The sequence below is a fragment of the Maribacter caenipelagi genome (assembly GCF_004364175.1).
GTDB lineage: Bacteria > Bacteroidota > Bacteroidia > Flavobacteriales > Flavobacteriaceae > Maribacter > Maribacter caenipelagi.
Window position 1 is genome coordinate 82,450 of sequence record NZ_SNZW01000013.1, and the last position, 18,193, is coordinate 100,642.

The following is an 18,193-nucleotide window of genomic DNA, read 5'->3' on the forward strand; positions in this document are numbered from 1 at the left end:
TTTAGAACGTGAAGTTAGGTAATATTATATCCATATTGGATATTTTGAAACAATCTTTGGGTTAATTTAATTGTTTAAAATCAATTAGCTTTAAGTTTAGAACTAAACAACACAATACAAGTTTATTAATAAACGTTCTTTTGTGTAAATTAAGTTTATAAATGCTTTATAATCAAAATTCCACTTAAGAAAAAAAATATGTTTCGCTACCCTTTTCGACTACTTATTGCCTTAATTGTATTTGTTGCTATTTCTTGTGACCCGGAAGAAAACATTAGTGAATTTAATGGAGAAGATGAGAATGCTCCAAAAATTTCCATAAAAGGTTTTACGTCAGAAATTGAAGTTGCCACACAAATATCTATTGAAATAATTGATGATTCAGAAATTGTAAACAATAGGCTAATAGTAAATGGAGAAAAAATACTAGAAAATTCGGATAAGAATTTCAAGTTTGAGATAAACCCTTTTGACTATCCTGTAGGTGAAAATAAATTTGTTTTTTATTCTGTCGATGAAGATGGCAATGAAACTAAATTTGAAGTTACTACAATAATTAAAAAATTTTTAGCAAGTATAGCCTCTCCCCATTTAATGGGTAATGGTAGAGTTTTTATTTCGGCAAATAGCATGTCTGGTGAATTATTAACTAATGTAGAAGTTTCTAAGGATTTTGGAAATGTAAAATTGTATGCAGATGATAATTTTACGGAACAACCAATTATAATAACCTCATATATATTGTTAGGTGCAGATAATGGAGTTTTTTCAGAGATAAAATCTATTTTTAATATTGAGCCAGGAACTGACTTAATCGAATATCAAAAAAAATCTGGAACTTTTACGGAAAACACATATAATCCTAATAGCCCTACGGAATATTTTTCGATTGAAGTTCAAGAGTTCGAATTTGAAAATATAGCTAATTCACTTCTTGGAAATTATAGAAATGGATGGGATTCTTTTGCTCAAGTCTTCACTACTGATGTTGTAGAAGAACCAAATGGTTTTAAAAGTAATTTATTTGGGAATGTTTCAAGGAACGCGAATGTTGAGGATATTTTACTTCATACTACAAACTCGACTTTAAATTCTAGTTTTGATAAAATAAAGTTACAAGACTATAGGTATTTGTTTGTAGATACTTCTAATGAACAGTCAATTTCATTCTCCCAATTTTTGCCTCCAGATAATATAGGATATATTTATTTGCCTGATAATGTAGAAAGATACTCGTTATCTGTTACTGGATTCAAGAATGAATCGGCAATGAATCAGCAAAACTATTCAACAATGTTTTCTGAGTCACCACGTAATTTTAATAAAAAAACAATTGAAATTCCTCTAATAAATGAATTTGGTTTTATAATAAGTAAAATTTCCTTTCCTGTTAATGCTTATACTAGTATGGAAGCTTCTGTAGTTGGAGAAAAAACTATTGAAATCCCTAATTGGAGTGGTCAAAAAAATGGAGAATTAATCACTTTAAATGGCGATTTCGATTTGTTCCATTTGTTAACAATAAAAAGATTGCCAATTGATAATAAAACAGTGAGATGGGAATATTTCCATAAAAATGAAAATGAGGTCAACCTTAATATTAAGTCGTTTGAATTTCCTGAAGTCATAAAATCGCTCGCTTCGGCTAGTTTTTTTGAATTAGAATCAATAAAAACACCGGATATAGAAAGTGTAACTTTCATAGGTTCCTCAGGAGATTTAGAATATGAGCAGTTGTTGTTTGGTAATAATGGATTAATTCCTCGACCTTACAATGCAGGACCTGTAGATATTTTCACACTTAGAACAGCATTAATTTCTTCGAACGGTGATTGATTTTGGGAGTAGTATTGTTTAGTCTAATGATTTTTACTGAGTCATTTGTTTTTAAGAAATTATATTTTTTTCTTCGGAATTTTTAAGTGTAAAGGAATATTTATGTTTCTGACTGTAAATGGGAAGCAGTTATCATTATTCATATGGCATGGTAAATGTATGGTGTTAAGATTGTTATAATAATTATTTAAATTAAATATCACTTCGCAAATAACTGCCCCATATCTTTAAAAGCTTTGAACTCTAATGCATTACCGGCTGGGTCATAGAAAAACATGGTAGCTTGTTCACCAACTTTTCCTTCAAAACGCACATAAGGCTCAATGACAAATTCCACACCTTTCGATTTTAATTCTTCAGAGAAATTTTGAAAAATATCCCATGGTAAAACTACCCCGTAATGCGGCACAGGTACGTCATGACCATCTACGGGATTATGGTGAACGCTTTCCGTCTCAGATTTAGGCTTGTAGTGTATCACCAATTGATGACCGAATAGGTTAAAATCTACCCAATGGTAGCTACTACGACCTTCTTCACAATTCAAGATATCTCTATAAAAGGTTCTGCATTCCGCTAAGTTATGTACAGGAATGGCAATGTGGAAAGGTGTTACGTTTTGCATAATCAGTTATTTCTTAAGGCTGAAATTAACTCTTTTTTGCTCATTTTAGAACGTCCGTCGATACCAATTTCTTTAGCTTGGTCATAAAGTTCCTTTTTGGTTCTTTTTTCATAAGTGGAAGCTTCGCCACCTTTCTTACCGGCATCTTTAGTATTTGCTATTCGCGCAGCTTTTTCTTTACTATATCCTTTGTCTACTAAAGCTTCGTATTGTTCTTCATTTTGTATTTGAGGTATGTTGTTTAATTTTGCCATTTTTATTTTAAAATTAGATAAAAAGTGACTTTTTGGTGTGCTGTATACAATCAGAAATTATCCTTCTAAAAAAGACACTATCTTCTCGTTTACACCATCTTGGTGCATAGAGTGTCCTAATCCTTCAGTACTTATAAATTCGCTATTTATCCAATGTTTATGGACATCAACAGAGGCGTGGTACGGAGCGATTATATCAAACTTGTCATGAAAGAGTAATCCTTTTTTGTGGTTGCTCTCAACAAATTTGGAACTTGAAAATTCTTTAACCGTAAATTTGAATTTAGCATACACCAAATTCTCGAGTGCTGTCAAAACTTTTTTGTTAAAGCCGAGTAATTTTTTGTAATGAGCTAGTATTTCATGAAATTCAGAAGGAGAGCCAATAGTTACTATTTTTTCTATGGTATCGTTAGGGTGTATAGATTCATTATACAGAACGGTCATGCCACCCATTGAATGCCCTATAGCAACTGTTGGTTCATATTTTGTCAATACCTGTTGAACAGTTTCGGCGTAAAGTGGTACATGTAACATTTCGCCTGAAGAATACCCATGTGCAGGAGCGTCAAAAGCAATTATATTGAAATCTGCTTGGCGTAATTTTTCTATTAGTTTGTGCCATCGCCAGGTATTACTTTCCCAGCCATGGACAAGTAAAACGGTTTCTTTGGTTCCCGACCAATTGTATACTTGAATTTCATTTTCATCCAATGATAACACCTCTAATTTGGCTTGGTCTAAAAATGCCTTTTGATTTGGTAGTACACGACCTTTTCTAACTTTTATAAAAACTAAAAATGCCTTATAGGCCGCTTTTTTTGGCGAAAACCATACAACGATGTTAAAGTAGAAACCAATTAATTTCGGTATAAGCTTTTGAAGGAATACTGGCACCTGATAAAATTTTGAAATGTATAAAAGTTATCCGTAGGATATCGAATTTGAAGGATTTAAGAATATCAATCCCAACCTACCATCATATATTTTACTTTCGCAGTATCTGGTATTTGTACCTCTTCAATTGTGCTATTGGCGTTATATCGAAGGCTTTCTGGCAATTCTTTTTTATCTATGGTAAAATATAGGTCACTATCTTTTAGTAAAACCACTACATTATTAATTGCGCTAATGATCTTTTTAATAGGGTAGTTTTCTCGTATTTCTTTGAAAGTACTCAGTTTAGATATACCCTTATCTGTAACGAATCGTTCATCATTGACCATTACATTCTGTATAGTGGCGATGCTATCGTTATTCGGTGTTAAGGTCAATAATAAGGTGCCACCTCTTTCAAAAATCTTTATTTTACTGGCTCCATTACCGAAATTTAGCTTAACGGTATCCTGTACTACCGAGTCTTTTTCGAAAATTAATTCAATATCGCGTGCTAAGCTTTGCTTCGATAATCTACCAACTTGGTCACCAGATATTTGAAAATCTGTATTTTTCTCATCAGTGCAAGTTATTAGTAAACCACCACACAAAATTAATAATAGGGTATATCTAAAATTCATATGCTATCTCATCACTTTTTTTAATACTCCAAGTACACCTCTAATAAAAGTTGCGCTTGTTAAAACTTTAATTACCGGATTTTGTCTTGTACTTGTTCTTCTCGATGTTTTTCTCGCAGCCGGTTTATTCTTTTCTTTTTCCGCTAACTTTTCTGCAGTTTCTATTTTTTCATTCAGAATTTCATAAGCACTTTCTCTATCAATGACCTCACCATATTTTTTTACTAATGAAGATCTGTCATTTACTTCTTTTAATTCTTTATCTGTCAAGACATCCATACGGCTCATTGGTGCACGTAATAATGTTGCTGCAAGAGGTGTGGGTCTACCTTTCTCATCTAAGGCAGATATCAATGCCTCACCAATACCCAAAGAGGTAAGTACTTCTTTTGTATCGTAGTACTCAGATTCAGGATAGTTTTCAGCCGTCAATTTGATCGCTTTTCTATCTCTAGCGGTAAAAGCCCTTAATGCATGTTGCACTTTTAAACCTAATTGAGATAATACGTCATTTGGTACATCTGTTGGATTTTGGGTTACAAAATACAAACCGATTCCTTTTGAACGAATCAGTTTAACAATACTTTCTATTTGATCTAACAATGCTTTTGAAGCTTCTTTGAAAATAAGGTGCGCCTCGTCTATAAAAAGAATTAATTCTGGTTTGTCGCTATCGCCCTGTTCTGGGAAGGTGTCATATATTTCTGCCAGTAAGCTCAACATAAATGTCGAGAATAACTTAGGTCTGTCTTGAATATCGGTCAATCTTAAAATGTTGATATATCCTTTTCCTTCTTCGTTTATGCGCGTAAGGTCGTTTACATCAAAGGACTTTTCTCCAAAGAACAACTCTGCACCCTGCTGTTCCAGCTCAATGATTTTTCTAAGAATGGCACCTGTAGAACTTGTTGAGATTCTACCATATTCTTTAGTGAAATCCGCTTTGCCAGCACCGGTAGCATATTGTAATACTTTTTTGAAATCTTTTAAATCTAACAAAGGCATTTTCTGGTCATCGCAATATTTGAAAACTACAGATACAATGCCCGATTGTGTATCTGAAAGGTCTAATATTCTTGATAATAAAACAGGTCCGAATTCTGAAACCGTAGCTCTTAATTTAACACCGTCTTGTTCAGACAATGAAAGTATTTCTACAGGGAAACTACTTGCTTCAAAAGGGAAGCCAATTTTTGCATGGCGTTCGTCAATTTTTGCGTGACCAGGACTAGGTTGTGCCAGTCCGCTCAAATCACCTTTTAAATCCATCAACATAACCGGTATACCTTTGTCAGATAAATTTTCTGCCAATACCTGCAACGTCTTTGTTTTACCTGTACCTGTAGCGCCTGCAATAAGACCGTGCCTGTTTAATGTTTTCAACGGAATTTTTACAAAAGCATCTTTTATAGCTTCGCCGTTAAGCATTGCTGCGCCCATATTTATGTAATCTCCTTTTGTGGAATATCCTTTTTCTATATGGTCAAAAAATTCTTCGGTACCGGCCATTATATATATTTTCGATAAAAATAGGGGATTTTTAACCAAACCAAAAGACTAGACCAGTCTTAAATATCACAACTTTTTAACATTTAATGTACTAACAGTGCATGTTTGAGAGCAGAATTTACCGATGCCTACTTCTAATAGAATTTGTCAACTAAAACGTATCTTTGCCGAATGAAAAATGAGGAGGTACTTGAGAAAGTAAATAAAGGGGTGTATTTACCCTTAATGGAAGAGTTTTACACCATACAGGGTGAAGGCTTTCATAAGGGAACCGCGGCTTACTTTATTCGTGTTGGCGGGTGTGATGTTGGTTGCCATTGGTGCGATGTAAAAGAAAGCTGGAATGCGGAAACGCATCCGCCTACTGCTATCAAGCAAATTGTTGATAATGCCGCTAAGTATTCTGATACTATTGTTATTACTGGTGGTGAGCCTTTAATGTGGGATATGACCCCGATTACAACAGCACTAAAAAATAAAGGTCTTAAAACTCATATTGAAACTTCTGGTGCCTATACACTTTCTGGCGATTGGGATTGGATATGTCTTTCACCAAAGAAAAATAAATTACCTGAAGGTCGTATCTACGATGAAGCGCATGAGCTCAAGGTTATTGTTTATAACAAGCACGATTTAATTTTTGCTGAAGAGCAAGCTGCGCAAACTAACGCTAATTGCATTTTATACCTGCAGCCAGAATGGAGTGTTAGAGATAAGGTAGTGCCAATGATCGTTGATTATGTAATGAACAACCCGAAATGGAAAGTTTCATTGCAAACGCATAAGTACTTGAATATTCCTTAAAATATACTATTCTTAATTAGCGCCCTCCGTTAGCTTGAATATCTAATAAACATTCGGCATCTAAAGGTACTGTATTTGTAGTTTTGCCTGTATTCTGTTGTAGTAGGCTTAAAACAGTTGTGCCGGATAAAGTACAGCCAGATTTTACGCCGTCTTCATATTGGGCAAGAGCATTAGATGGTAAAAATTTACCTGATGAACCACCGAATTGTAATTCTGCACGCATAAGGCAAACAGCTTGGTTGCAATGATTATCGCCCACTAGCTGACCGTCTTCATTTTCAGATTCAGACTCATGGTCATTTACCATATCGGTACCTAAATTCACTAAGCCGAATAGGTGACCGAATTCATGATTTAAAGTGGTGGTTTCTACATCTGCTTCGCTAATAGAAGAACTTAAACTTGCTAAATCTCTTACGGTTACTTCGTGTATCACCATAGAAGTGTTGCGGTAAACGGCACCCAAAGTTACAAGGCCGCCTTCTAGATCATCACCTTCTGCCGGTGCATCTGCAAAGTAAATATAGATAGCCAATGTGCTGCCGGTATTAAATGCTGTTCTGTTCGAGGTTTCTAAATCTGCTATTTCTTGAAGTGTAAGTTCGTCTTCTGACGGACTAGATAATTCGTTATATATTAACTCGATATCTTCTTTGAACGTATGTTCTTGTAGATATTCTGTAAAATCTGCCATAGCAGCTTCAGTTGGTTTAAAACCGGTGACGTATGCTATTTCAATTAGAAGTTTGTCATAGGTTTCATTAGAAAGTATGTCTTTTGCAGAATCTCCTGTAGCCAGTAAATTTGCAGCTTTGTCAACTTTGGCTTCTTCATTGTCGCCGTCAGAATCTGAAGAACTTTTAGAGCACGAAACGGAAAATGCTATAATACCAACTAGAAATAAACTTTTGAACTTATTCATAAAATCATTTTATACAAAAAGGATAACGAAAAAAAGGGATCGCTATTACTTCATATGTGTCAATCTTGCTAAATAGTCGTAATGTTCGCCTTCCATTACAAGCTCACATGTTAAATTACTATAATTTGCAGCCCTTTGTAAGGTGTTGTAGTCTACATATAACCACGGAAAAGATGCACTTTTTTCCTTTTTGTATTCCATTTCAAAGCTTACTTCACCATAGTAATTAACGTTATCAGGAATCCAATATCCACCATCTTCGTCATCTTCGAACATGTAAATTATATCGCTGGAGTCTAACAGAATTTGTCCGTCTTCTTTTAAAAGGGCTTTTAATTTGGAGAAGAAAGGTTCTAATCCGTCTAAGGTACCTGCCAAGCCGACGCCATTCATTAAGATTAGAATAGTATCGAATTGCTCACCTTCGTAATCTAGCAGTTCTGAGTATGCAGTGTTTTTGAGTCCGCGTAATTTGCTAACTTCAATAGCGCCTTTAGATACATCTAGACCAGTAACCAAAACACCCTTTTCTTGTAAATACAGACTATGGCTACCGGCACCACAACCAACATCTAGCACTTTGCCTTTACATAATTGTAACCCCTTTTGCTCTAGCTCGGGCATATCTTTAAAACTCCTGAACATATAAGGTAGGGGTAATACATCTTCTTCTTGCAGCGATGAATATGTTGTGATATCTTCGGTATAGTTTCCGTTTTGATAATCCAAAAGTGCGGTGCCTAAAATGTCCTTGTTCAAAATTCTTATATTTCTAGATACAAAAGTCTAGCTTTTTGCTGCTACTTCGCTAGTTTTGAAGAATTAATTTTGCACATGGAAGAGGTTTTACGTGAATTGCCACAAAAGGCAAAAGAAAAACATAATGAAAATAAAAAGTTCTTTGTCAAGTTACGAAAGAAGCCGCCGAAGAATCTAGATTATATCATGCAAGAACTGCATGAGGCGGAATTTGAACGAACTGATTGTCTTACCTGTGCCAATTGTTGCAAAACCACAGGACCGTTATTTACCAATTCTGATGTAGAGCGTATTTCAAAATCGTTCCGTATGAAACCTCAGAAATTCATTGAGACCTATTTACGTATTGATGAAGAGAACGACTACGTTTTACAACAAACTCCGTGTACTTTTTTAGGAGCTGATAATTACTGCTCTATTTACGATGTTCGCCCAAAGGCATGTCGGGAGTTTCCACATACAGACCGAAAGAAGTTTCAGCAAATAAGTAATCTTACCCTTAAAAATGTAGCTATTTGCCCAGCTGCTTTTAATATTGTGGAGGAAATGAAGAAGTTGATTAAGTAATTAGGAAATTGAAAAGAAATTAAGATTGCAAGTCGAAATAAATAATATAAGAATTCAATGTTACACATGCATGCGGCCTTCGAGTACCTGTATTTGTAAACATATAAGTCCTTTAAAGACAAAAACTCGTTTTATAATTCTTATGCACCCGAAGGAGTATAAAAAAGAAAGAAATGGAACCGGGTACATGACGAATCTTCAGCTTGAAAATTCAGAAATTATAGTTGGTGTCGATTTTAGCGATAATGAACGTGTAAATGAAATATTGACCAGTGAGGAAAATTCATTATTACTTTATCCGGGTAAAGACAGTTTTAACCTATCTCAAAGAAAAGGTTCTGAAATGCATGATTTTCTAGACAAAGGTGCAAACGTCTTTATTCTCGATGGTACATGGCCCTGTGCCCGAAAAATGCTTAAATTGAGTGAGAACTTGCAAAAATTGAATAGAGTAAGTTTTGATAATAGTATAGCATCAAAATTCATAATCAAGCAGCAGCCTGAAGCTCTTTGCCTTAGTACTATTGAGTCAGTCTATACTGTTTTAAATTTACTTAATAAAGGTGGCGTAGAACAATGCAATACGACGGATTTTCTTTTGCCTTTTGAAAAAATGATAGAACATCAACTTGACTATATGCTAAACCCAAACAATAAAAATTATAGTTCAGCTGCTAACGTAGAGATTGCTCCTAAAACTATGTACAAAAATAACAAGGAGAGAAATGTTGTTTTTGAGTTGTAGTAGATTGGGATTGCTGAATCTAAACTGAGTAGATGAAGAGATGTAAATATAATTAGGAATATATCTATATTAAGCTATTTGTAGATTCACTTACAAAAGAAACTCCAAGAATTTATCATAATACGCATATTGAAATATAGAATGGTTGATTGTAATTTAAGCGGACTTTTAACTAAGATATTATATGCTATTGTATTTTTATAAAATTCGAAATGAATTCCTTATTCCTAAAATTTCATGAAACACCTATCCATATTTCTGATTTTAATATTTATTAGCTGTAAAAATGATGCAAAGAAAGAATTAGCAACAGAAAATGGTATTGACGCATCTGTCTATGAAATGTGGAAAGATTACACAGAATCTAACCCTAAAAGTATCAAAGAAGAATTACCGGAGTCTTGGTTTTTTCACAATAATAAAGAAGATGCCGATAGATTGGCGGCATTGACTGTAAACGGAAAAAAGAGCGCTACTACGTCGGGATTGTATAAATGGTATGTTGAGGCAAAAGCTGCTTTACCGAAAATAGGCACTAACCATATTATTACAGATTTTGATGGTAAAGCTCAAGCTATCATTGAAATCACCAAGGTAGACACCGTTCCTTTCAACCAAATTACAGAATCGCTGGCGGAATTGGATATGGGAACCGATATAGAGCCTCTCGATAAATGGAGAAAAGCGCACTGGGATTTTTTTGTAAGTGTAATGAGAGAAAACGGAGAAGAACCTACGGAAGATATGCTTATCGTTTTTGAAACATTTAAAACTGTTTGGACAAAGAAATAAGGAAGATAAATGAGTACAGACCCTTTAATTTTATTATGTAACTAGCTCCCTCAATTAAATATTAAACTATTGAAGATTTTAACTTGGAATTGTAATGGTGCTCTAAGAAGAAAATTTGGGCATTTAAGTGATTATAATGCTGATATTATAGTTGTTCAAGAATGTGAAAACCCTGCTGAGACTACGCACAAAACATATACTGAATGGGCTAATAATTATTTATGGATAGGCGATAATAAGAATAAAGGTGTTGGGGTTTTTGCTAAGAAACATATTAGATTAGAAAGGCTAAATTGGTCTAATCGCTTCAGGAATCATGAAGTAAAATACTTTTTACCTTGTTCTATAAACGGAGAGTTTGAATTATTGGCGGTTTGGAATCATAGTAATCAATCTCCCACTTTTGGCTATATAGGTCAGCTTTGGAAATATCTACAGATAAATAAAACAAATCTTAATAATTGTATGGTTATCGGGGATTTCAATAGTAATAAAATTTGGGATAAGTGGGATAGATGGTGGAACCATTCAAATGTTGTGGAAGAATTTAAAGAAATCGGAATAGAGAGTTTATATCATAAATCATTTAAGGAAGAGCATGGTCTAGAGACTCAACCTACATTTTATCTTCAACGAAATTTGCAAAAACCATATCATATTGACTACGTTTTCGGAAGCCAAAATTTCGTAGCAAGCTTAAAAACCCTCGAAATTGGTCCAGTATCTTACTGGTTGAAAATTAGTGACCATCTACCCTTGGTTTGTGAATTTTGAGAATCTTTATGTACTTAGGTTATTTGAATTTCGTTATCATTAAGTAAAATTAAAACTTATTTAATCAGTAAAAGTTTATTATATTAAATGATTATTTGCGAATTTATCAGAATTTATATTTTTATTTGATGATGCTTTAGTTGGGTGTTGAAATTCTATTTCGCATTTATATAACTTAAATTACACATTCATTTCATGGAACAGATTATTACATATTTCGAATCGATCCCAGCAGCCCACAGATCTCTTATTTTAGTTGGTGGTATCACCTTTTTTTGGATATTAGAGGGTATCGTGCCATTGTTTAACGGCAGCTATAATAAATGGAAACATTCGGTTCCTAATTTCTTTTTTACCCTTACTACGATAGTCATCAATTTTCCTTTAGCATTTTTATTGTTAAAAACATCTGATTGGGCAGTTGCCAATGATTTCGGAATCATTAATTGGTTGCCAGAAATGCCATTGTGGGCGTATGTGTTTTTAGGTGTGGCATTGTTAGATTTAATAGGAGCTTATTTGGCGCATTTGGTTGAACACCGGGTTAAACCATTATGGATGGTGCATTTGGTACATCATACAGATCATAATGTAGACACGACTACTGCGAATAGACATCATCCTTTAGAAAGTTTAATTCGTTACATTTTTACTTTAGTAGGTGTTTTCGTGGTAGGGGCGCCTGTCGGTATTATTATGTTGTATCAAAGTCTTTCTGTAGTATTGTCACAATTTAACCATGCGAATATTAAACTACCAAAGGGTGTAGATAAGGCTATAAGTTATGTGCTAATCTCACCAGATATGCATAAAGTACATCACCATTATGTATTGCCGTATACAGATAGTAATTACGGAAATATATTTTCTTGGTGGGATCGTTTATTTGGTACCTACATGCATTTAGATAGAGAGAAAATCGTTTACGGTGTAGACACTTTCCCAGATGAGGTGGCAAACGGACAAATTAGCTCGTTGCTGAAATATCCTTTTGTTGGCTATAGAAAACCAACAACCGATGGTAGTGACCTTACAGATATCGTAAATGAACAGCCTTTAGTAAAGTAGATACTTTGCTCTAATCTTTTTAAATTTTTCTATATTCTTGTGCCAAGTACTTTTTATTTCGGCATTGGTTGCACCGTCTTCAATTTGCTTTTGCAGCCTGTCATTTCCTGCGTGTTTGGTGAAGCCGCTAGTTAGAAAGAATTTACTTTTATCGACCGAATTGGTATAGGCATCAATGATGTAATCCATCGTTACCTCATTCATGCGTTTCGTTTTTGATAGGTCTTTTCCGTAGCACAACTTTCCTTCTTCCTTTGGGTATTTAGAACCAAAATTAGGCTCTGGAGTATAGTTGAAATCATACACCTTTGCGTCTAAAAATGAAGCTCCGTAGCGTTGAAACTGAAACTCCGTTCCACGACCGGCATTAATATTAGTGCCTTCAAACATTCCTAAACTAGGGTATAGCGTAATAGAAATGTCATTTGGTAAATTTGGAGAAGGCCTAATAGGTAAGCTATAGAAACTTTCATGTGTCCAGTTTTCTAAAGGTATCACAGTTAAGTCCGCTTTCTTATCACCTTCTAACCAATTTTCTTCATTGATCATGTTTGCATATTCACCAATAGTCATTCCGTATACTAACGGAATTTCAGTCATCCCAAGAAAAGAGGTATTTGCAGCTTCCATGGTTGGTCCGTCTACATAATGACCATTCGGGTTAGGTCTGTCCAACACTATAACTGGAATACCTTTTTCCGCACAAGCTTCCATCACTAATTGCATGGTCGAGATATAAGTATAAAAACGAACGCCCACATCTTGAATATCAAACAATACCAAATCTAAACCTTCTAATTGCTCTTGACTTGGTTTTCTGTTTTTACCGTGTAACGATATTAAATCTAATCCTGTTTTAATGTCTTTACTATTGTTTACGTGTTCACCTGCATCAAAATTCCCTCTAAACCCGTGCTCTGGGGCAAATACGTGTTTAATATCAACATCTAAAGAAAGCAAACTATCTACCAAATGGGTATGTCCGCCAGAATTAAAAATAACACTGGTTTGGTTAGTGACGACAGCTATTTTTTTTCCTTTTAAAAGCGGTACATATGCTTCTGTTCGGTTGGCGGCGACCACAATTTTTTTTGCCTCTTGTTCTATTTGAGGTTTATCGGTTGGTGATGTGGTAATAGCTTGCTCTTTGGTTTCGTTTCCGCAAGTAGCCAATACCAAAAACCATAATAAAACTGTACTTTTGAAATTGGATAAAAATAACATCATTTGAATCTAGAATATTTTATCGCCAAACGGCTTATAAAGGGTAAGGAGCATAAAATTAGTATTTCCGCACCAATAATAAAAATAGCCATTGCCGCAATTGCCATTGGGGTGATCATGATGTTGATCGCTATTGCTACGGGTCTTGGTCTTAAAGAGAAAATTCGTGAGAAAATAACGGCTTTCAACGGTCACGTACAAATCTATAATTACGACAATAATAACTCTGAAGTTTCTGTGGTGCCCGTGAGTACGGAGCAAGAGTTTTATCCGGACTTTAACATGGTCGATGGTATTGTGCATATACAAGCTGTGGCGACCAAGGCAGGGATTATAAGAACAGAAGAAACATTTGAAGGTATTATCGCTAAAGGTGTTGGCAAAGAATATAATTGGGAGCCGTTCGATGAGTTTCTGATTGAAGGTGTTTTGCCAGATTATTCTGGAGAACTAAATTCTGATGTGCTTATTTCTAAAATAATGGCGAATCGTCTAAACTTAAAAACAGGCGATTCTTTCTTTACCTTTTTTCTGCGGGATGATGTAGCTGATAAAATACCCAATCAAAGAAAATTCACGATTACCGGAATCTACGATAGCGGCTTTGAAGAAATTGACGGGCTTTATATATTCACGGATATACGCCATATTCAGCGTATGAATAAATGGGAAGATACCGAAGTCGGTAATTTCGAAATTTTCTTGAACAGTTTTGACGAAATAGATCAAAAAGCTAATGAGATTTACGGTGAAACGGTAGCAAGTTTAGATACTAAAACTATAAAAGATAAGTATTACAAGATTTTTGAGTGGATAGGATTGTTCGATTTTAATATTGCCTTGATCATAGGGATAATGATTATTGTTGGTGGTATAAATATGATTACCGCATTACTGGTTTTGATATTAGAGCGTACCCCCATGATTGGTATTTTAAAAGCATTGGGTACTACGAACTGGAGTATACGTAAAGTTTTTTTATACAATGCGGCCTACCTTATTGCTGTAGGTTTGTTTTGGGGTAATCTTATAGGTCTTGGAATTATTTTTATTCAAGAGAAGTTTCGTGTATTCAAATTTCCAAATCCAAAGGAGTATTATATTGAGTACATACCCGTAAGTATAGATCTGTGGACTATTCTTCTTTTAAATGCGGGTGTGTTGCTGCTTTGTTTATTGATGCTTTTGATCCCATCGTATATTATAACCAGGATAACACCGGTAAAAGCTATTCGATTCGATTAGTGTTGGGAGGGTTTGAACTATAGATGCTCAATAAAGTTCATTCGTTTTCCAAGAACTCTTAAAACGTAGATGTCATTTTCATTTTCGAATTGATAGAAAATGACATGGGCTTTAAAATTGTAGAATTTTAAACCGTTGGCTATGGTTGAAGCATCTTTTGCCAATGTAGGCCTGTCGGATAATTCAATTAAAAAATTTTCTAATTCTTGCAAGTAAGTGGTTGCGGGCGATTGTTCAAAAAATTTAATTCCATATTTGTAAATAGCAATTAAATCGTGTTGCGCTTTTGCAGATAAATTATAGTTTGCCATTATCTACTTGCTCAATAATATCACTGATTTTTAATGAGCTCCTTCCGCTTTGTAAACCTTCATCAATGGCGTTTTTTAGTTCTGCCAATTTCATATTTTCTTGCTGATCTTTTCTGACCAGATCACGTATATATTCGCTGTCATTCGTATAATCGCCATTTTCGACTTTTAACTTTATCCAGTTGTCTTGCTGATTTGTAAAGGTTATAGATTTTCGTATCGTTCCCATAAAAATAATTATGGTGCAATATAGTGATTATTTGCACCACTTTATATTTTACTCTCAAGCTTAACACAGTAAGTAGTATATTCTCGCTATAAATTGAGTGTTTTTGGTAAATTTGATGTAAAACAGACCACATGCATCAAAAAATACTACTTATACTTATTGCTGTGTTTTTATTGACAGGTGTCAATGCACAGAAACTTTCAAAAAACGAGAAGAAGGTTGTAAAAGCCATAGAGCAAAATAATGCGGAGGCAATTTCATTTTTAGAAAAAGTCGTAAACATTAATAGCGGAACCTTAAATCTAAAAGGTGTTGAAATGGTAGGACAAGAATTTGCTACTGCGTTCACAGATATAGGTTTTGAAAGTACTTGGATACCTATGCCCGAAGAAATGAACAGAGCTGGTCATTTATTCGCTGAGATAAAAGGTTCTAAGGGAAAGAAGTTATTGTTAATCGGTCATCTAGATACGGTTTTTGAAGAAGATAGTCCGTTTCAGACTTTTGAGATGGTGAACGATTCTATTGCCCATGCACCGGGCGGTAATGATATGAAAGGCGGCAATGTCATTGTATTATATGCACTTAAAGCACTGCAACAAAACGGTTTGTTAAATGACGCTCAAATAATTGTTGCCTTTACAGGTGATGAAGAAAGTACAGGGAGTCCACTAGAGAAAAGTAGACATGATCTAATTGAGGCAGCCAAAAGAAGTGACATAGGTTTGGGTTTTGAAAACAGTACCGGATTCAATTATGCAACCGTTGCCCGTAGAGGTTCTTCTGGCTGGAAGGTTGAGGTCGAGGGTAAGAGAGCTCACTCATCTGGTATCTTTAGTGAAGATACAGGTGCAGGAGCTATTTTTGAAATGTCGAGAATCTTAAACGGATTTTATACCGATGTAAAAGGTGAAGATTTATTGACCTTTAATCCTGGGACATTAGTTGGTGGTACTTTTGTAGAATTTGATGAAATGACTAGTAAAGGAACTGTTTTTGGTAAGACCAATGTAGTGGCTCAAAAAGCGGAAGTTCGTGGCGGATTACGTTTTATATCGGAAGAGCAAAAAGAACGTGCCCGTGAAAATATGAGAACCGTTGTTGCTAATAACTTACCACACACATCTGCAACGGTAACTTTTAAAGATAGTTATCCCGCTATGCAACCTACAGAAGGTAATAAAGCGTTATTGGCAAAACTTAACAAGGTGAGCTTAGATCTAAAACAAGGCGAAGTGTTGGCGTATGATCCCGGTAAAAGGGGTGCTGCAGATACTTCTTTTGTAGCGGAATATGTAGATTGCTTGGACGGATTGGGAACTATGGGTAATGCAGCCCACACTCCTGAAGAAACAGTGAATTTGAATACTATCGAAGCATTAACGAAAAGAACAGCACTATTAATTTATAGATTGATAAATGAGTAATATAACCACATTAAAAGTAGGTGGCCAGCAAATAAAAATTGAAGCTGGAGAATTAGTAAGCTACGAAGTATCTGGTCATGAATTTATGCACCAAAAGGGAAACCCTGGGTGGCGTAGCGTAGATACGGAAATGTTCCCTTTGATAGGACCAACGAACGAAGCAGATTTTAAGGTGAAAACTCCGAAAGGATTCGCTACTCAAGATCAGCACGGTTTGCTTCGTGAAATGAAATATAAGTTGATGGAAAGCTCAGCAAGTAAAGCAATATTCGCTAAAAAATACACAGCTAATACAGCCGTTTTGAATTCTAAATATCCGGCTAAATCTACTGCTGAGAAATTGAGTTGGCCATACGATTTTGAGTTCGTTAAAACATTTGAATTGATAGATAACTCTTTAGAAGTTACATTTTCTATTTTCGGTGAAGAGGGTATGCCATTTATGTTAGGCTATCACCCTGCATTTATGCTGCATACCGATAGTGCTATTATTTCTGCCGGAGAACAAAATATTACTATACCAGAGGTAATGGAAGTTGGTAGTAGAGCATTACAAGTGCCAAATACCGATGTAATTACTTTAAAAGATGAGAAATCACTTCAAATAAAATCGGAAGGCTTTAGTCACTTTATGTTGTGGACAGAAGTGCCTAATATGGTGTGTATAGAACCGATTACCTTTTACCCGTATGCTGTAGCGCAAGAAAATTTATCAGAAGGTTTTATGGTCTTAAAAAATGAGCCTGCAATTTTCAAAGTAGCATTGAAACCCTTGTAGTTTAAAAATTCATCACTAAAATATAGTGTATGTGTTATGATGTAAAAACCAGTTTAGAAGCTCAATTAAAAAGGGCGAAACGGAATCAAGATTTAAAGGCGATTGAAGAAATTGTTGAAAAGCTTGGACCGTTGACAGACTTGCCACTACATCATGCTTCGGGGTTTTCGCATCCTGAAGTTTTAATATACACTAGTGAAGATCTGTTCTATCCTATGGTGGCTACATGGGGATTGATTCCGCACTGGGTAAATAGTGTTGAGCAACAAAAGAAAATTTGGAATAGTACCTTAAACGCTCGTGTCGAAACTATTTTTGAGAAACCCGCATTTAGAGATGCTGCCAATGAAAAACGCTGTATACTTTATGTTGACGGATTTTACGAGCATCACCATTATAACAATAACACGTATCCGTTTTTTATCCACCGAAAAAATAAAGAACCTATGGCGTTGGCTGCCTTGTGGTCTGAATGGAGAAACCCTGAGCATGGTGGTATTATTAATTCATTTTCAATTGTAACTACAGTCGGTAATGGTATGATGGCTAAGATTCATAACAACCCGAAATTAAAAGAACCTCGAATGCCTTTAATGCTATCTGAGGAAGTCGAAGAGCAGTGGCTAACATCATCCGCAGATTTTGAAAAGGAATTAAAAGTGTTGTTGAGCTCAAACAACGATGTAAGATTACAATCGTATACCGTTGGTAAACTTCGTGGAAAAAGTTATCGAGGAAATACACCTTCAATAGCCAAAGAAGTAGTATACAAAGAGCTTGAACCAGAAGCACTAAACTTTTAAA

The 18,193-nt window shown here is 35.0% G+C and carries 21 protein-coding genes; 11 read left to right on the forward strand and 10 right to left on the reverse strand.

Annotated features, from left to right (window positions below):
* The first annotated feature begins 198 nt into the window (after nucleotides 1-198).
* A complete protein-coding gene (locus tag DFQ03_RS05260) occupies nucleotides 199-1,836 on the forward strand; it encodes a hypothetical protein (protein WP_133672104.1) in 1,638 nt (545 codons plus the stop codon).
* Nucleotides 1,837-2,035: 199 nt separating this feature from the next.
* On the opposite strand, the gene DFQ03_RS05265 is transcribed toward DFQ03_RS05260, so the two are convergent.
* The 5 genes from DFQ03_RS05265 to DFQ03_RS05285 form a co-directional block, all read right to left on the reverse strand.
* The gene (locus DFQ03_RS05265; protein WP_133672106.1) at nucleotides 2,036-2,461 is read right to left on the reverse strand and encodes a VOC family protein; all 426 of its coding nucleotides are present in this window, start codon (nucleotides 2,459-2,461) and stop codon (nucleotides 2,036-2,038) included.
* Nucleotides 2,462-2,463: 2 nt separating this feature from the next.
* Complete coding sequence (locus DFQ03_RS05270; RefSeq protein ID WP_133672108.1) at nucleotides 2,464-2,715, reverse strand: DUF7218 family protein; 252 nt, start codon at nucleotides 2,713-2,715, stop codon at nucleotides 2,464-2,466.
* A gap of 57 nt (nucleotides 2,716-2,772) precedes the next feature.
* Nucleotides 2,773-3,612 carry an alpha/beta fold hydrolase gene (locus tag DFQ03_RS05275; protein ID WP_133672110.1) on the reverse strand — a complete coding sequence of 280 codons (840 nt, stop codon included), beginning with the start codon at nucleotides 3,610-3,612 and terminating at the stop codon, nucleotides 2,773-2,775.
* Nucleotides 3,613-3,677: 65 nt separating this feature from the next.
* Nucleotides 3,678-4,232: a hypothetical protein gene (locus DFQ03_RS05280; protein ID WP_133672111.1), complete on the reverse strand. Its 555-nt coding sequence runs from the start codon at nucleotides 4,230-4,232 to the stop codon at nucleotides 3,678-3,680.
* A 3-nt stretch (nucleotides 4,233-4,235) separates the two neighbouring features.
* Nucleotides 4,236-5,741: a helicase HerA-like domain-containing protein gene (locus DFQ03_RS05285; RefSeq protein WP_133672113.1), complete on the reverse strand. Its 1,506-nt coding sequence runs from the start codon at nucleotides 5,739-5,741 to the stop codon at nucleotides 4,236-4,238.
* A gap of 171 nt (nucleotides 5,742-5,912) precedes the next feature.
* Between DFQ03_RS05285 and DFQ03_RS05290 the strand changes: the two genes are divergently transcribed.
* Nucleotides 5,913-6,545 carry a 7-carboxy-7-deazaguanine synthase QueE gene (locus DFQ03_RS05290; protein ID WP_133672115.1) on the forward strand — a complete coding sequence of 211 codons (633 nt, stop codon included), beginning with the start codon at nucleotides 5,913-5,915 and terminating at the stop codon, nucleotides 6,543-6,545.
* Between the two features lie 16 nt (nucleotides 6,546-6,561).
* Here the strand turns inward: DFQ03_RS05290 and DFQ03_RS05295 are convergent, their stop codons facing one another.
* Nucleotides 6,562-7,470 carry a hypothetical protein gene (locus DFQ03_RS05295; RefSeq protein WP_133672117.1) on the reverse strand — a complete coding sequence of 303 codons (909 nt, stop codon included), beginning with the start codon at nucleotides 7,468-7,470 and terminating at the stop codon, nucleotides 6,562-6,564.
* Nucleotides 7,471-7,515: 45 nt separating this feature from the next.
* Nucleotides 7,516-8,229: a class I SAM-dependent methyltransferase gene (locus DFQ03_RS05300; RefSeq protein WP_133672119.1), complete on the reverse strand. Its 714-nt coding sequence runs from the start codon at nucleotides 8,227-8,229 to the stop codon at nucleotides 7,516-7,518.
* Between the two features lie 75 nt (nucleotides 8,230-8,304).
* Here DFQ03_RS05300 and DFQ03_RS05305 point away from each other — a divergent pair, with 75 nt between their 5' ends.
* From DFQ03_RS05305 to DFQ03_RS05325, 5 genes are all read left to right on the forward strand, one after another.
* Nucleotides 8,305-8,796, forward strand: coding sequence for a YkgJ family cysteine cluster protein (locus tag DFQ03_RS05305; protein ID WP_133672121.1), 492 nt, complete (start codon nucleotides 8,305-8,307; stop codon nucleotides 8,794-8,796).
* A 25-nt stretch (nucleotides 8,797-8,821) separates the two neighbouring features.
* Nucleotides 8,822-9,541 (forward strand): tRNA-uridine aminocarboxypropyltransferase, encoded by a 720-nt coding sequence (locus DFQ03_RS05310; RefSeq protein WP_262711550.1) that lies wholly within the window; start codon nucleotides 8,822-8,824, stop codon nucleotides 9,539-9,541.
* A gap of 237 nt (nucleotides 9,542-9,778) precedes the next feature.
* Entirely contained in the window at nucleotides 9,779-10,333 is a 555-nt protein-coding gene (locus DFQ03_RS05315) for an ASCH domain-containing protein (RefSeq protein ID WP_133672124.1), read from the forward strand.
* A 69-nt stretch (nucleotides 10,334-10,402) separates the two neighbouring features.
* The gene (locus tag DFQ03_RS05320; RefSeq protein ID WP_133672126.1) at nucleotides 10,403-11,107 is read left to right on the forward strand and encodes an endonuclease/exonuclease/phosphatase family protein; all 705 of its coding nucleotides are present in this window, start codon (nucleotides 10,403-10,405) and stop codon (nucleotides 11,105-11,107) included.
* 195 nt (nucleotides 11,108-11,302) lie between these two features.
* On the forward strand, nucleotides 11,303-12,175 hold the full coding sequence (locus DFQ03_RS05325; RefSeq protein ID WP_133672128.1) for a sterol desaturase family protein: 873 nt from the start codon (nucleotides 11,303-11,305) through the stop codon (nucleotides 12,173-12,175).
* On the opposite strand, the gene DFQ03_RS05330 is transcribed toward DFQ03_RS05325, so the two are convergent.
* The gene (locus tag DFQ03_RS05330) at nucleotides 12,164-13,399 is read right to left on the reverse strand and encodes an exo-beta-N-acetylmuramidase NamZ family protein (protein ID WP_133672620.1); all 1,236 of its coding nucleotides are present in this window, start codon (nucleotides 13,397-13,399) and stop codon (nucleotides 12,164-12,166) included. The two genes, DFQ03_RS05325 and DFQ03_RS05330, sit on opposite strands and share 12 nt — an antisense overlap.
* 3 nt (nucleotides 13,400-13,402) lie before the next feature.
* On the opposite strand from DFQ03_RS05330, the gene DFQ03_RS05335 reads away from it, so the two are divergent.
* Nucleotides 13,403-14,644 (forward strand): ABC transporter permease, encoded by a 1,242-nt coding sequence (locus DFQ03_RS05335; protein WP_133672130.1) that lies wholly within the window; start codon nucleotides 13,403-13,405, stop codon nucleotides 14,642-14,644.
* 17 nt (nucleotides 14,645-14,661) lie between these two features.
* Here DFQ03_RS05335 and DFQ03_RS05340 read toward each other — a convergent pair whose 3' ends face one another.
* Both DFQ03_RS05340 and DFQ03_RS05345 read right to left on the reverse strand, forming a co-directional pair.
* Nucleotides 14,662-14,955: a type II toxin-antitoxin system RelE/ParE family toxin gene (locus DFQ03_RS05340; RefSeq protein WP_133672132.1), complete on the reverse strand. Its 294-nt coding sequence runs from the start codon at nucleotides 14,953-14,955 to the stop codon at nucleotides 14,662-14,664.
* Nucleotides 14,942-15,184, reverse strand: a complete 243-nt coding sequence (locus tag DFQ03_RS05345; RefSeq protein WP_133672134.1) for a type II toxin-antitoxin system ParD family antitoxin — start codon at nucleotides 15,182-15,184, stop codon at nucleotides 14,942-14,944. The genes DFQ03_RS05340 and DFQ03_RS05345 overlap by 14 nt, the downstream gene beginning before the upstream one ends.
* 131 nt (nucleotides 15,185-15,315) lie before the next feature.
* On the opposite strand from DFQ03_RS05345, the gene DFQ03_RS05350 reads away from it, so the two are divergent.
* The 3 genes from DFQ03_RS05350 to DFQ03_RS05360 are packed head-to-tail and all read left to right on the forward strand — an operon-like array spanning nucleotide 15,316 to nucleotide 18,192.
* Nucleotides 15,316-16,611, forward strand: a complete 1,296-nt coding sequence (locus DFQ03_RS05350; RefSeq protein ID WP_133672135.1) for a M20/M25/M40 family metallo-hydrolase — start codon at nucleotides 15,316-15,318, stop codon at nucleotides 16,609-16,611.
* Nucleotides 16,604-17,389, forward strand: a complete 786-nt coding sequence (locus DFQ03_RS05355; protein WP_133672137.1) for an aldose epimerase family protein — start codon at nucleotides 16,604-16,606, stop codon at nucleotides 17,387-17,389. Before DFQ03_RS05350 ends, DFQ03_RS05355 begins: the two co-directional genes overlap by 8 nt.
* A 29-nt stretch (nucleotides 17,390-17,418) precedes the next feature.
* The gene (locus tag DFQ03_RS05360; protein WP_133672139.1) at nucleotides 17,419-18,192 is read left to right on the forward strand and encodes an SOS response-associated peptidase; all 774 of its coding nucleotides are present in this window, start codon (nucleotides 17,419-17,421) and stop codon (nucleotides 18,190-18,192) included.
* Nucleotide 18,193 lies beyond the last annotated feature (1 nt).